At 30.4% G+C, this 15,016-nt stretch carries 11 protein-coding genes and 1 pseudogene; 11 read left to right on the forward strand and 1 reads right to left on the reverse strand.

Annotated elements, in window-relative coordinates; translation table 11 throughout:
• The 4 genes and pseudogenes from Q8S45_RS04240 to Q8S45_RS04255 form a co-directional block, all read left to right on the forward strand.
• A pseudogene (locus Q8S45_RS04240) lies at positions 1-119 on the forward strand (IS1595 family transposase); the annotation flags it as partial.
• A 33-nt stretch (positions 120-152) separates the two neighbouring features.
• The gene (locus tag Q8S45_RS04245) at positions 153-1,250 is read left to right on the forward strand and encodes an acyltransferase family protein (RefSeq protein ID WP_305601523.1); all 1,098 of its coding nucleotides are present in this window, start codon (positions 153-155) and stop codon (positions 1,248-1,250) included.
• A gap of 431 nt (positions 1,251-1,681) precedes the next feature.
• Positions 1,682-2,497, forward strand: a complete 816-nt coding sequence (locus Q8S45_RS04250; RefSeq protein ID WP_305601524.1) for a hypothetical protein — start codon at positions 1,682-1,684, stop codon at positions 2,495-2,497.
• Positions 2,482-4,896 carry a PAS domain S-box protein gene (locus Q8S45_RS04255; protein WP_305601525.1) on the forward strand — a complete coding sequence of 805 codons (2,415 nt, stop codon included), beginning with the start codon at positions 2,482-2,484 and terminating at the stop codon, positions 4,894-4,896. The genes Q8S45_RS04250 and Q8S45_RS04255 overlap by 16 nt, the downstream gene beginning before the upstream one ends.
• 61 nt (positions 4,897-4,957) lie before the next feature.
• On the opposite strand, the gene Q8S45_RS04260 is transcribed toward Q8S45_RS04255, so the two are convergent.
• Positions 4,958-5,692, reverse strand: coding sequence for a hypothetical protein (locus Q8S45_RS04260; protein WP_305601526.1), 735 nt, complete (start codon positions 5,690-5,692; stop codon positions 4,958-4,960).
• A gap of 685 nt (positions 5,693-6,377) precedes the next feature.
• Between Q8S45_RS04260 and hydG the strand changes: the two genes are divergently transcribed.
• From hydG to Q8S45_RS04295, 7 genes are all read left to right on the forward strand, one after another.
• Positions 6,378-7,805: a [FeFe] hydrogenase H-cluster radical SAM maturase HydG gene (hydG, locus tag Q8S45_RS04265; protein WP_305601528.1), complete on the forward strand. Its 1,428-nt coding sequence runs from the start codon at positions 6,378-6,380 to the stop codon at positions 7,803-7,805.
• A 123-nt stretch (positions 7,806-7,928) separates the two neighbouring features.
• Positions 7,929-9,152: a [FeFe] hydrogenase H-cluster maturation GTPase HydF gene (gene hydF / locus Q8S45_RS04270; protein WP_305601530.1), complete on the forward strand. Its 1,224-nt coding sequence runs from the start codon at positions 7,929-7,931 to the stop codon at positions 9,150-9,152.
• Entirely contained in the window at positions 9,145-10,257 is a 1,113-nt protein-coding gene (gene hydE, locus Q8S45_RS04275; RefSeq protein ID WP_305601532.1) for a [FeFe] hydrogenase H-cluster radical SAM maturase HydE, read from the forward strand. The genes hydF and hydE overlap by 8 nt, the downstream gene beginning before the upstream one ends.
• Positions 10,258-10,261: 4 nt before the next feature.
• Positions 10,262-10,654 carry a ferredoxin gene (locus Q8S45_RS04280; RefSeq protein ID WP_305601534.1) on the forward strand — a complete coding sequence of 131 codons (393 nt, stop codon included), beginning with the start codon at positions 10,262-10,264 and terminating at the stop codon, positions 10,652-10,654.
• Between the two features lie 47 nt (positions 10,655-10,701).
• On the forward strand, positions 10,702-12,474 hold the full coding sequence (locus Q8S45_RS04285; protein ID WP_305601536.1) for an NADH-quinone oxidoreductase subunit NuoF: 1,773 nt from the start codon (positions 10,702-10,704) through the stop codon (positions 12,472-12,474).
• A gap of 23 nt (positions 12,475-12,497) precedes the next feature.
• A complete protein-coding gene (locus tag Q8S45_RS04290) occupies positions 12,498-14,273 on the forward strand; it encodes an NADH-dependent [FeFe] hydrogenase, group A6 (RefSeq protein WP_305601538.1) in 1,776 nt (591 codons plus the stop codon).
• A 28-nt stretch (positions 14,274-14,301) separates the two neighbouring features.
• Complete coding sequence (locus tag Q8S45_RS04295; RefSeq protein ID WP_305601540.1) at positions 14,302-14,775, forward strand: NAD(P)H-dependent oxidoreductase subunit E; 474 nt, start codon at positions 14,302-14,304, stop codon at positions 14,773-14,775.
• Positions 14,776-15,016: the final 241 nt, after the last annotated feature.

Raw genomic sequence — 15,016 nt, forward strand, 5'->3', positions numbered from 1 at the left:
AAATTAAAGGAAAATATCTTCAATTGTACCTAAATGAGTTCGTTTATAAGCTTAACAGAAGATATTTTGAAGAAAAATTATTCGATAGGCTAGTAATAGCAGGTATTACAGGGTTATGACAGAAAACGGACAATCAGAATAATATTAATGTGATGCAATTAAAAAAACGTTATTTATCATTAGATGTTTTTAGAGGTTTGGATATAGCCCTAATGATAATTGTTAATTCTCCTGGTAAATATTCAACTACATTTTCACCACTATTACATGCGCAATGGCATGGTTTTACACTTACAGATTTGGTTTTCCCGACATTTCTATTCATTGTAGGTAACTCAATGAGTTTTAGCATGCGCAAATATGAAACGGTGTCTGATAGAATATTTTTAACAAAAGTATTAAAGCGTACTTTAATAATATTTTTATTGGGATTTTTAATGTATTGGTTCCCGTTTTTTGAAAATGGGGAACTTAAAAGCTTGAGTGAAACAAGGATTTTTGGAGTACTTCAAAGAATTGCATTGTGCTACTTTTTTGCTTCTATTGTTTTACGCTTTTGGAAGATCAAAGGAGCTATAATTTTTAGCATTATTGCACTTTTTTCATATCAATTAATACTTATTGCATTTGGAGATCTAACCCTTTCTGGAAATGCAGTGCTAAAATTGGATACATGGTTAATTGGCGCCAACCACATGTATCATGGTGATGGTATTGCTTTTGATCCTGAAGGCTTATTAAGCACGCTGCCAGCAATTGTAAATGTAATTGCAGGTTATTTAGTAGGATTATTTCTTCAAAAAAGCGGGCAAAATTATAAAACAATTGCTAAAATGACAATGCTTGGAGGTCTACTAATAGTTATTGCATTAAGTTGGGACTTGTTTTTTCCAATTAATAAAAAACTTTGGACAAGTTCATTTGTTATACTCACAATTGGATTAGATCTTATAATTCTTTCAGTATTAGTATATCTCTTAGATATTTTTAAAAAAACTAAGTGGACTTACTTTTTTGAAGTGTTTGGTAAAAATCCACTATTTATATATCTTCTTTCAGAGTTGCTTATAATTTCTCTTTATCAAATTAAATTTAAAGGAAATTGGACGTATGATTGGATTGCCGAAAATATTTTTATCTCATGGCTTGGGGATTATATTGGATCTTTTGGATTTGCACTTAGTATTATGCTATTTTGTTGGTTAGTAGGTTATTTTATGGATAGAAATAAAATTTATATAAAGATTTAATTAAACTACTTATGTCGGTTTAAACCATAAACGAATGGCACTGATAATGGCTTTATTAAGGTAAATTTCAACCCTAAAATAAGGTTAAAATATGAATTAATTTTGCCTATTAGGATACATTTTTACCTTAATTCTGATGTTAAAAAGCACATTCCTTAATCATAAAAAAAAGATAAAGTTGATTACAACTTTGTGAATTGAGGAGAGCTTGAATGGATAAAGACTTTACAAAAAATTGAACCTTTTTTATTTTAAACTTCACAAGTAAATGTTACAATTGATATTTAAACAATTTGTTGATTTCGTTTAATAATTTACTTGCTTTTTTCAATAAAATGATTTTTTTTCTTAAATTAACACCGCTAAAAGATGCACTAATATCAATGGAACATTTTTTAAAGGTTAAATAGTGCGAATTATATTTAGATAAAATGAAAAATATTGAATTAAAATTATTGTTAATTATAATACTGGTTGGTACTTTAGGCTTAATTGGGTGGGCTAATAATTGGTTGCATTTAACAAGTTTTTCAAAGAATTTTGTACCTATAGCACCTTTAGCCTCTGTATTGTTTATATTTACAAGTATTACCTATTCTTCTTTATATTTAAAAAACAATAAATTAATAAAACTGCTGGCTTACCCTCTGTTAATTTTAACTTTATTCTTAGCATTATTTAACTTAGTTGATTTCTTTTTTATACCTGAATGGAGTTTTAATCATTTATTATTCTCCTATCTATTAGGAGAAACGGCATATGGTCACATGTATCCACTTGCAGGAATATTGTTTATTATGTCCTCTATTTTTTTTATATTATTAAAAACCAATAATCAAAAAATTACTCAATTCTTTCTTAAAACAATATATATTATTCCATTTTTAATAAGTATATTTTTTTTAATAGGATACATTGAAAATATAATTCAATTTTATAGCCATAGGTGGTTATTGCTTTCTGCGCCAACTGCTCTTTCTTTTTTTATCTTAAGTTTAGTACAACTTCATATTATAGAATTTAAAATTTGGCCTTTTCAATATTTTTCAAAAACAGATATCACAAGCAGGCTAATAAAAATATTTTTACCTGCAACACTAATATTTGTATTAATAATTGAAACATTAAATGTTCATTATTCCTCCTATTTTGATAAGTATTTTTCTCCAATCGTTTTATTAGTAATTGTCATTGTGTTCATTTATTTCATGATAATAATAATCTCTAGAAGATGGGTAAAGATTTAGAAAAAATAAATCAAAATTTAATTGATAGTGAAGAACGCTATAAAAGTGTTGTAGATATTTCTCCAAGTGGTATATTAATTCACATCAACGGAGAAATTGTTTTTCAAAACCCAGCACTAAGTAAATTATTTGGAAATTCTGAACCTGCTAATCTTATTGGTAAATCGGTTAAGGATTATATTCATCCTGATGATATACAAATGGTTTTAAATCGTGTAAAAAAATTACGCGAAACAGGCGAACAAACACCCTTAATGGTTGAGAGACTTTTAAAAGAAGATGGTACTTTATTTTATGCAGAAGTTACCTCTTTCTTAATCGATTATAATGAACAAAAAGCGGCATTAACCGTTGTTAACGACATAACCGAACGTAGAAAAACAGAGTTGGTAACTGCTTTTTACCAAAATATTTCAGCTGCTTTATTAACTTCAGACAGTTTAGTTGATATCCTAAAGATTATTAGACTTGAATTGAGTAAAATAATGAGAACTGACAATTTCTATATCGCTTTTTATAATGAAGAAACCGACATGTTAAAAGCCGATATTGAAGTTGATGAAATTGATGAAATTGATGAATGGAAAGCAGAAGGGTCGCTTACTGGTTATTTAATGAAACAACACGTTTCTAAACTCTTTTCAAAAAGTGATATTCTAAAATTAAATGAAGAACTTAATTTTAAGTTGGTAGGCACTTTACCCGAATGTTGGTTAGGAGTTCCTTTAATTGAAAATGACAAACCAATTGGTGCGCTTGTTGTTCAAAGTTATGATAACCCAAAAGAGTATACTAAATTCCACGAATCTATTTTACAACTTATAGCCAATCAATTAAGTAGTTTCATTCATTCCAAAGAAAATGAAACACAAATTTTAGAAAGCGAAAAAAGTTTTAGAGGTTTATTTCATACCATTGGCGACGCTATTTATATTCAAGATTTTGAAGCTAAATTTATAGATATTAATGATGGAGTTTTGAAAATGTACGATTATGAAAGAAATGAAATAATTGGTAAAACGCCTGAATTTCTTTCAGCTCCAGACAAAAATGATATGACTTCTATTTTTGATGCTTTTGATAAGGCAAAACAAGGAATTCCACAAGTTTTTGAGTTTTGGGGATTGAGAAAAAATGGTGAAATTTTTCCTAAAATAGTCAGACAATTTAAAGGTACTTATTTCGGAAAAGAGGTTATTATTACCCTAGCTTCCGATATCACCAATAGAAAAAAAGAGGAATTAGAATTATTAGAAGCCAAAGAAAAAGCAGAAGAAAGTGAGCGTTTAAAATCTGCATTCTTAGCCAATATGAGTCATGAAATTAGAACACCAATGAATTCTATTTTAGGCTTTTCTGAATTATTGATGAGCCCAGATCTTTCAGAAGAAAAGAAAGAAAAATACCATGAGATAGTTAACTCAAGCGGCAAACGTTTAATGAATTTGATATCTGATATTATAGATGTTTCGAAAATTGATGCCCATCAGCTTTCAATGAATTATACAATTTTCAACCTTAATAATCTTATTGATAATTTACACCATCAATTTAATATTTCACCAAAAAGAAAAAATACAATTGTAAGTACTTTAAAATCCTTAACAGATGAACAAAGTTTTGTCAGTTGTGATGAAACTAGATTGACTCAGGTACTTTCGAACCTGCTAGAAAATGCTTTAAAATTTACCAAAGAAGGAACTATTGAATTTGGTTATGAATTAGGCGAAAAAGATCTTCACTTTCATGTAAAAGATTCGGGAGTTGGAATAAGTGAGAAAGACCATCAACTTATTTTTGAACGATTTGGGCAATCTAATAATGATTCTTTAACTGTAAAAGTTGGTTCTGGCTTGGGTTTATCTATTTCAAAAGGTATTATAGAAATTTTGGGTGGTAAAATTTGGGTTGAATCAGAATTAAATAAAGGTGCCACATTCCATTTTACCATTCCTAATTGTTTTGTTTCTAAAGAGGATGCTTTCATTGAAACCAGTTATAAAAACAACAAATTAGAAAATAGCCCAACAGTTACAATCTTAATAGCTGAAGACGAACTTTCTAATTATTATTATTATTTAGAAGCTGTATTGGAAGAGTATCAATTCAATCTTATTCATGTTGAAAATGGCAAAGACGCAGTTGAAGCAGTACAATCTGCTAATACAATTGATTTAATTTTGATGGATTTTAATATGCCCGTTATGAATGGTATTGATGCAACCATTGAAATTAGAAAAATGGGAAATAATGTTCCTATTATTGCACTTACAGCTTATGCAATGACAGAAGATAAAGAAAAAGCTTTAAATGCTGGTTGTAATGATTATTTAGCAAAACCTATTATTAGAGAGGTTTTGCTAGATACTATTTATAAATATATTAAGAAAGTAAAGTAAGCTAAACTAAAAAAGACTTTACAGTAATGTAAAGTCTTTTTTAGTTCAATAAACATGAATGTTAATTCATGTTTGTAACTGTATCTACTGCAATTTCATTAATTGCATTAATGCCATCTTCAGAAATATTGTTTTCTTTCATGGCATTCTTTTCGCATGTTTTACATAATTCTGAAATACCTTTTTGTTCCCAAGATTCTTTTACAGTTCCATTGCTTATTTGATCTCTACCTTTAATATGTTGGCAGTCTTCATAAATATGGTATTTATTTCCAGCACTTGTCCAAAAAACATTATCGCTATCTACATTTAGTTTTTTTAATTGTTCGGTCTGTTCATTAATCTCTTCTGTATATTTTTCTACAGATGGCGGATTAAAATCAACTCCAGAAATACCTGCAACAAGCATAAATACAACTGCAATGGAGCCAGCAATTCCTTTCGTTTTTCCGTCAATATTTTTATTCATAAAAATAAGAATTACTAAAGGTAAAAATGCCAAAACACCCATGATGGCGCCAAACTGATTTTGAAAAAAGAATCGTACTTTATCTTTTTCTGAAGCTGGGTCTAAACGGTTTGCTTTTTTCCAAAGCATAGAAGCGGTGATTGCTAATGCGAGAATAACTGCCATAACTACAATTAACCATACCAAGGTTTCATTGCCAATTAATTTAAAAATAGCATAAACTTGAGCCGCAATGGCTACGATCCATGCTAATATAGCAAATAAGCGCAGTTGTTTTGCTTTTGCTTTGCTTTCGTCGCTTGCTATAAAAACTTTTTGATCAGACATAATTTAATTTATAAGAATATTACCTTGATTGTTGGCTATCAAGTAAAGCCCCGTTTTTAAAATGGTTTCAGGTCTCCTCTAGTTTGTTAAATTTATAAAATATTTTTTTTTAAAAGAAGGTGTATATAAAATAATGTAGACTTTATAGGTTAATTTCTATTTTTTTTTGAGCATTAGATTATAATTTTGAACAATCGATATTTGAAATATTAAATAATTGAAAGGTTCTATTTTTAGTCTATTCTTTAAACATAGCACCCTTTTTATTTCAATTAATTTGGAGAATAATTCTCATAAAAATATAATCGACAATTTTTTTGTTAAAGTATTTCCTACATTTAGATATTAACACTTCTATTTATTGTAATAAAACAGTCAAACTGACCTTAATTATAGGTTTAATTTAATGAAAAGCAAATTTTTATCTTCAGCTATTTTGTGATTAAAATAATTTTAATATACGCTACAACGATTTCGAGTTGCTGTATTTATAACATTAATTAATATTTAATTAATTAAATATAAAAGTGCAATGAGTATGATTTTTATCATAAATATAAGTTTGTAACAATTGTAACTTTAGTCTATTATTAAGGATATTATTAACAATAGTTTAAAATAGATACAATTTTAACTCCATTTTTTATTAATATCACATTTTTATCATTTATGTTAAATTATTGAAATGAAATTTATTCCTCAAAAATATGCGTTGCCTGATGTTCCAATGAAACCATTTATTGATGAGAATGAGATTTGGAATTTTATACAATCAACGATATCTACAAAAGAAGAAGTTCAAAAAGTAATAGCAAAATCGTTGTCAAAACAACGATTGAGTTTATCGGAAGTTGCTGTTTTGGTGAATGCCACAGATAAGGAATCAATTGAAGCAATTAAAGAAGGGGCTAGAACTTTAAAAAAGAATGTTTACGGAAATAGAATTGTTTTGTTTGCACCTTTATATATTGGGAATGAATGTCAAAATAACTGTTCCTATTGTGGGTTTCGAGTTTCGAATAAAGAAGCTGAGCGAAAAACGTTAAATGAAAAAGAAATTATTAAGGAAATTGAAGCATTAGAAGAAAATGGACAGAAAAGATTAGTACTCGTATATGGTGAACATAAAAATTACTCGCCGGAGTATATAGCCAAAACTGTAAAACTAGCATATAGTGTTAAAAAAGGAAATGGCGAAATACGACGAGTAAATATAAATGCAGCTCCAATGGACATTGAAGGTTTCAAAATTGTGAAAGAAGCTGGTATTGGAACATTTCAAATATTTCAGGAAACATATCATCCAGAGGCTTATCAAAAGTATCATTTAGGGGGAAAAAAAGCCAATTTTGAAAACCGATTAACTTCTTTGGATAGAGCGCAAGAAGCAGGATTGGACGATGTAGGTATTGGTGTGTTATTTGGCTTATACGATTGGCGTTATGAAGTACTCGCTTTAGTACGGCACACAAATCATCTCGAGGCTTGTTATAATGTAGGTCCGCACACTATTTCATTTCCAAGAATAACAGATTCTGCAAGTTTAGATCTAGATACCAAATATTTTGTTTCTGATGAAGATTTTACAAAACTTATTGCAATTTTAAGACTAGCAGTGCCTTATACGGGAATGATTCTTACCGCAAGAGAACCGGCAAAACTTCGAAATGAAATAATTCAATATGGTGTTTCTCAAATAGATGGAGGTACTAAAATAGAATTAGGAGGCTATTCTAAAACATTAAACGAAAATCAAAATCTTAATAAAGAACAATTTAAAGTAAATGATGAACGCTCATTAAGTGAAATTATAAATGAGTTATTAGAATCTGAAATGATTCCTTCTTTTTGCACAGCTTGTTACCGAGTTGGGAGAACTGGTGAACATTTTATGGAATTTTCGGTTCCAGGTTTTATTAAGAAATTTTGTACACCAAATGCTATTTTAACACTTGCAGAATATTTAATTGATTATGCGGATGAAGAAATAGCTGAAAAAGGTTGGAAAGTAGTACATAAGAACATTGAGGAAATAGAAAATACTACCTTAAAAAAATCACTATTAGCTAAAATTGAAAAAGTAAAATTGGGTGAACGAGATTTGATTTATTAGGATTTTAGAATTATAAAAAATGAAAAGAGAGGTGCAGTTAGAAGAATGTAGTGTAAATCAAAAAAAAGTCAACAACCTTTTGCTGATTTCAAAACTTTGAACTTTGAACTTTAAACTAAATAAATGAGTAAGGGTAAAGATAATAAGCCACATATTGGAATCTACGGAAGAAGAAACGTGGGTAAAAGTTCCTTTATAAATGCTCTAACCGGCACCGAAACTGCTATTATCTCAACTATTGCAGGTACCACTACCGATCCTGTTAAAAAATCGATCGAAATTTTTGGAATAGGTCCAGCAATTTTAATTGATACAGCAGGAATTGATGATGTTGGGGAATTAGGTAAAAAAAGAATTAAAAAAACACTAGAAACTATTACTCATATTGATGTAGCAATTCTCTTAATTTCAAATAATAATTTTGACACTTTTGAATATTCTTTAATTCAGGAATTCGATAATTATGAAGTTGATTATATTATTATTCACAATAAAGAAGATGTTGAGAAATTATCAAACTCAACAAAAATAAAAATCAAACAATTTACAAATGCACCAATAGAAACGTGTAGTGTTAAACAATCTATAAACATAGGTGAAGTAATAGAATTACTTAAAATTTCAACCCCTCAAACAGCATATCAAAAAACTAATTTATTGGGAGATATTATCAGTAAAAATGAGATTATTATGCTAATCACACCAGTTGATTCTGAAGCCCCAGAAGGTAGAATGATTTTACCACAGGCAATGACTATTAGAGATGTATTAGATAATAATGCAGTTAACATTGTTTTAAAAGAAACCGAAGTTGAAGCATTCTTTCAAAAATCAACGTTGAAGCCAGATTTGGTAATTACGGATAGTCAAGCATTTAATTTTGTAAATAAAATAATACCAAGAGAAATTCCACTAACAGGTTTTAGTATTCTTTTTGCACGTATGCGTGGCCCTTTCAACGACTATGTCGAAGGCGCTAAAAAGATTTCAAAGCTAGAAGATGGCAACAAAATTTTAATATTAGAATCGTGTGTGCATCAAGTTAGTTGTGAAGATATAGGTAGATATAAAATACCAAAATGGATTAGCAAATTTTCGGGGAAAGAGCTGGTTTTTGATGTAGCGGCTGGACTAACGGAAATTAAAAACCCAATAACAGATTATTGTTTGGTAATTCAGTGTGGTGGATGTATGATAACCAAAAAACAACTATTAAACAGATTAAAACCTGCACTAGATGCCAATATTGCTGTAACTAATTATGGAATTGCAATTGCCTATATGAATGGTATTTTGGAAAGAGCAATTGAACCATTTGTTAAAAATTTAAGTGTTGTTCATGAGTAAATTTGTAGACATATTAAATAAAGATAATTTTAGCAAACAAGACCTTATAAGTATGTTAGATGCGGAAGGTACAGACAAAAAATTATTATATAAAAAGTCGAGAGAAATTACCGACAAGTTTGTTGGAAATAAAGTTTATTTAAGAGGTTTAATAGAATATTCTAACGTATGCATAAAAGACTGTCTTTATTGCGGAATAAGAAAATCAAATACAAATCAACAACGATATACAATTTCAGATAAGGAGGTTATAAGTTGCGCTCAATACGCCTTGGATAACAATTATGGTAGTATCGTAATCCAAGCAGGCGAGAGAACGGATGCTATATTCATTGCAAAAATTACTAGTTTACTAAATGAAATTGGTAAAATAAGTAATGGTAAATTAGGTATTACAATTTCATTAGGAGAGCAAACTTTAGATGTTTATAAAGAATGGTTTAATGCTGGCGCCCACCGTTATTTGCTTAGAATAGAAACTTCAAACAGAGAACTCTTTCAAAAAATTCATCCCATAAACCAATTGCACAGTTTTGATACGCGTATTGAAGCTTTGCATAATATTAGAAAAGCAGGTTTTCAATTAGGAACTGGCGTTATGATAGGTTTACCACATCAAACTATTGAAAATTTAGCAGATGATTTATTGTTTTTAAAAGCTATGGATGTAGATATGGTAGGAATGGGACCCTATATAGAACATCAAAACACCCCATTATTTGAAGCTATAAATTTATTGAGCACCAAAAAAGAACGATTAGAACTAGCCTTTAATATGATTGCTACCCTAAGAATTCTTATGAAAGATATCAATATAGCTGCAGCTACAGCACTACAAGCAATAGATGGTTTTGGACGTGAAAGAGCCATTAAGATTGGTGCAAATATTTTAATGCCAAATATTACTCCTGGGAATTTTAGAAACAAGTATAAATTATACGAAGACAAACCTTGTACAGATGAAAACCCGATAGACTGCAATACTTGTATTGATTTAAGAATGAGTATGATAGGAAGTAAAGTTGGTTACAATGAATGGGGAGATTCAATTCATTTTAAACAAAATAAAAAAAATATAATTGAAAAAACCGTGTTAAAAATTTGAGATTATGGGAATAGTAAAAACAGTAGAAGATTTAAATAAAATTAGAAATTCTATAAAAGAAAAAAACAAAAAATTATTTTCTAAAAATGGCAATGCAAAATTAATTGATATTAAAATAGGAATGGCAACCTGCGGCATAGCCTCTGGAGCTAAAGGCGTTATGGATTTTTTAATTGAAGAATTACCTAAAAGAAATATAAATGCAAAAGTGAAGCAGACTGGCTGTATGGGATATTGTTATGCAGAGCCTACTATTGCAATAACATTACCAAACCAAAACCCAATTGTATTTGGTTATGTAGATCTAAAAAAAGCCGATGAAATAATTGAAAAGTTTATTAAAAAAGGTGAATTAGTAGATGGAATTATTCCCATAAATTATGAATTAGCAACTTAATTGGGAAATTAAAATAGATTTTAATCAAACTCAAAATATTTTTAAAGATGAGTAGCAAGTATAAAAAGAGTTTATTGGTTTGTAACGGAAGTTCTTGTCAAAAAGCAATGAATATTGATTTGGTGCAACATATTAACGACAAACTAAAAGAGTACGGTTTAGATAACGAAATCAATGCAATTTTATCAGTTTGCTTTAACAAATGTTCTATAGGTCCAAATATTATTGTTCATCCTGATAATGTGGAATATTCAACCGTAACAAAAGATGATATAGACGACATCATTATTGAACACTTACTAAATAATAGAATTGTAGATCGTCTAGTTTATAACGAAATAAATGAAATTAGTGGCACTTCAAAAAAACAATACCGAATTGTTCTTCGTAATTGTGGTTTTATAGATCCTGAAAACATTGAAGATTATATAGAATTAAAAGGGTATGATGCTTTGGCAAAATGTTTAACAGAATACACCCCAGTAGAAACAATTCAGGAAATTATTAAAAGTGGTTTAAGAGGAAGAGGTGGAGGAGGTTTTAGCACAGGCTTAAAATGGGAAATTACGAGTAAAAGTGAAGCCGACCAAAAATATGTAGTTTGTAATGCTGATGAAGGAGATCCAGGTGCTTTTATGGATCGTTCTGTACTTGAAGGCGATCCCCATTCTGTTATAGAAGCAATGGCAATTTGTGGTTATGCAATTGGAGCAAACAAAGGTATTGTGTATATAAGAGCGGAGTATCCTTTGGCCATAAAAAGACTTAAAATTGCTATAGATCAAGCAAGAGAATATGGCTTAATAGGTAAAAAAATTTTTGGCACAGATTTTAATTTTGAAATAGAATTAAAATATGGGGCAGGTGCATTTGTTTGTGGAGAAGAAACGGCTTTAATTCAATCTATGGAAGGGCTTAGAGGAGAACCGACCTTAAAACCTCCTTTTCCGAGCGTATCGGGTTATTTAGGAAAGCCAACTAACGTAAATAATGTGGAAACTTTTGCCAATATTCCTGCAATTATTAATAAAGGGTCAGAATGGTTTTCAAGTATTGGAACTGAAAAATCGAAAGGGACAAAAGTTTTTGCACTTGCTGGAAAAATAAACAATGTAGGTCTTATAGAGGTTCCAATGGGAACTACTTTAAGGGAAGTCATTTATGATATTGGAGGTGGAATTGTTAATGACAAAAAATTTAAAGCGGCTCAAACAGGAGGTCCTTCTGGAGGATGTTTAACCGAAAAAGATTTAGATCTACCTATAGATTTCGATTCTCTTTCTGCCGCTGGATCCATGATGGGTTCTGGAGGTATGATTATTATGGATGAAGATGATTGTATGGTGGCTATGGCCAGATTTTATCTCGAATTTACAGTTGAAGAATCTTGTGGTAAATGTGCACCTTGTAGAATTGGGAATAAACGATTACATGAAATGCTTATTAAATTATGCGATGATAAAGGTACCTTGGAAGATATTGATTTGCTTCGTAATTTAAGCGTTGTTGTAAAAGACACCTCACTTTGTGGTTTGGGACAAACGTCACCAAATCCAATTCTTTCAACTATGAAAAACTTTTACGATGAATATCATGCGCACGTAGTTGATCACAAATGCCCGAGCGGACAATGTACGTCTTTCTTAAAATATTACATAGACAGAGAGCACTGTATTGGTTGTTTGGTTTGTGCAAGAAATTGTCCTACAAATGCAATTTTTGGTGAAAAAAAGAAACTACATATAATTAATCACGAGATATGCATCAAATGCGGAATATGTATGGACAAATGTAAATTCGATGCAGTTTACCTAAATTAATTTTTTTTATAAAAGAAAGTATTATGGATACGATTAATATTAAAATTGATAATAAAAATTTTCAAGTACCGAAAGGAACTACGATACTAGATGCGGCTAAAAGTGTGGGTATTAAAATACCAACGTTATGTTATATGCATTTGCACGATTTAAATGTAACCCACAAACCAACTGGTTGTAGAATTTGTGTTGTTGAGGTTGAAGGGCGTAAAAATCTAGTACCAGCTTGTGCAACAGAATGCATGCCTGGAATGGTAATAAAAAATCAATCTATTAGAGTATTAAACAGTAGAAAAACAGTGTTGGAATTGATTTTAAGCGATCATCCCGCCGAATGTTTAATTTGTCCGAAAAGCGGAGATTGCGATTTACAAAATATGGCGCAAGAAATGGGTATTAGACATTATTACTACAAAGGGGAACAATCTACTTATATTAAAGATAGATCGGCAGCTATAAAAAGAGATATGGATAAATGTATTGGCTGTAAAAGGTGTTTAACCATGTGTAATGATGTTCAAACTGTAGGAGCATTATCTTCTATCAATAGAGGGTTTATGTCAGTTGTTTCCCCTGCATTTCAAATGGATTTAGCTGAAAGCGTTTGTACTTATTGTGGTCAATGTGTAGCAGTTTGTCCAACTGCTGCTTTAACAGAAATAGATCATACCAAAACGGTAATTAGACATTTAGCTGATCCTTCAAAAACTGTTATTGTTCAAACCGCTCCAGCAGTAAGAGCTGCTTTAGGAGAAGAATTTGGATATGATCCAGGAACTTTAGTAACAGGAAAAATGACTGCTGCCCTTAAAGATTTAGGCTTTGATTATGTTTTTGATACCGATTTTGCTGCCGATTTAACCATTATGGAAGAAGGAGCAGAACTACTCGATAGGTTAACAAGGCATTTAAATGGAGATCCAACAGTAAAATTACCATTATTAACATCTTGCTGTCCGGGATGGGTAAGTTTCTTTGAACATCATTTCCCTGATATGAAAGACATACCATCTACAGCTCGATCACCTCAACAAATGTTTGGTTCAATAGCAAAAACCTATTTAGCCGATAAGTTAGGTATTAAACGTAAAGATTTAGTGGTGGTTTCTATCATGCCATGTTTAGCTAAAAAATATGAATGTAGTAGAGAGGAATTTGCCACTGATGGAAATCCTGATGTAGATTTTGTATTGTCGACTAGAGAGTTAGCGCGACTTATAAAGCAAGCAGGTATAGATTTTAATAGTTTAGAACATGCAGATTTTGACAACCCTATGGGTGAGTCATCCGGAGCTGCTGTAATATTCGGAACAACTGGTGGTGTAATTGAAGCTGCTGTTAGAACAGCCTACGAAGTATTTACCAATCAAAAACTTCATAAAGTAGATTTTGAACAATTGAGAGGAATGGAATGGATACGAGAGTCTACCATTGATTTTAACGGGACACCAATTAAAATTGGGATTGCGCACGGTTTAGGTAATGCACGTAAGCTTTTAGAAGAAATCAGGGCTGGAAAATCACAATATCATGCTATTGAAATAATGGCTTGCCCAGGAGGGTGTATTGGTGGAGGTGGGCAACCATTGCATCATGGAGATTCTAATATTTTATTAGCAAGGCAAAAAGCATTGTATTCTGAAGATAAGTCGAAAGTAATTAGAAAATCACACGAAAATCCTTCAATTAAAAAGCTATACAGTGAGTTTTTAGGAAGTCCAATGAGTGAAAAAGCACATAAATTGTTGCATACTCATTATTTTGATAAAAGCAATAATGTGGAAATTACTAAAAATTAATTTATTCAATTATTAAAATATAGTAGCGATGATGACAATATGCGAAAATAATGTTTCCAAAATAGAAGTGATTTGTCAAGAGTTTAATAACGACAAAAGAGAATTAATAAATGTACTTCATAAAGCGCAAACGACATTTGGATATTTGCCTGAGGAAGTTCAAGTTATAGTAGCAGGTAACTTAAATACTTCACTAGCTCATGTGTATGGTGTGGTATCATTTTATTCTTTTTTTACAATGGTTCCAAAGGGGAAACACCCTATAAATATATGCACAGGAACAGCTTGTTACGTGAGGGGAGCCGAAAAAGTACTTGATGAATTTAAAGAAAAGCTAAATATAAAAGTAGGTGAAACCACAAAAGATGATATGTTCTCATTAAGTAACCTAAGATGTGTAGGAGCTTGTGGTTTAGCGCCAGTTGTACTCGTTGGAGAAAAAGTGTATGGCCGAGTTACCTTAGATGGAGTTCAAGAAATACTTAATGAATACATTTTATAAATAATTATATTTTACATCTCAATAGCTATTAAATTATTTGTTGGGATGTTTATTATTCTCACTTATATTATTATTGTTAATAACCCGTCAAACTGTCTAAAAATAGACTGCCCCCAAAAAGTTAGACACTATTTGGGGGTATTTTTATGGAAAGAAAAGTGAAATATGATTACACATTTAAACTTGAATGTGTAAAATTAGTATTAGAGAAACATTATTCATGTTTATTAGTTTCAAAGCA

This window comes from Lutibacter sp. (assembly GCF_030692605.1).
Taxonomy (GTDB): Bacteria; Bacteroidota; Bacteroidia; order Flavobacteriales; family Flavobacteriaceae; genus Lutibacter.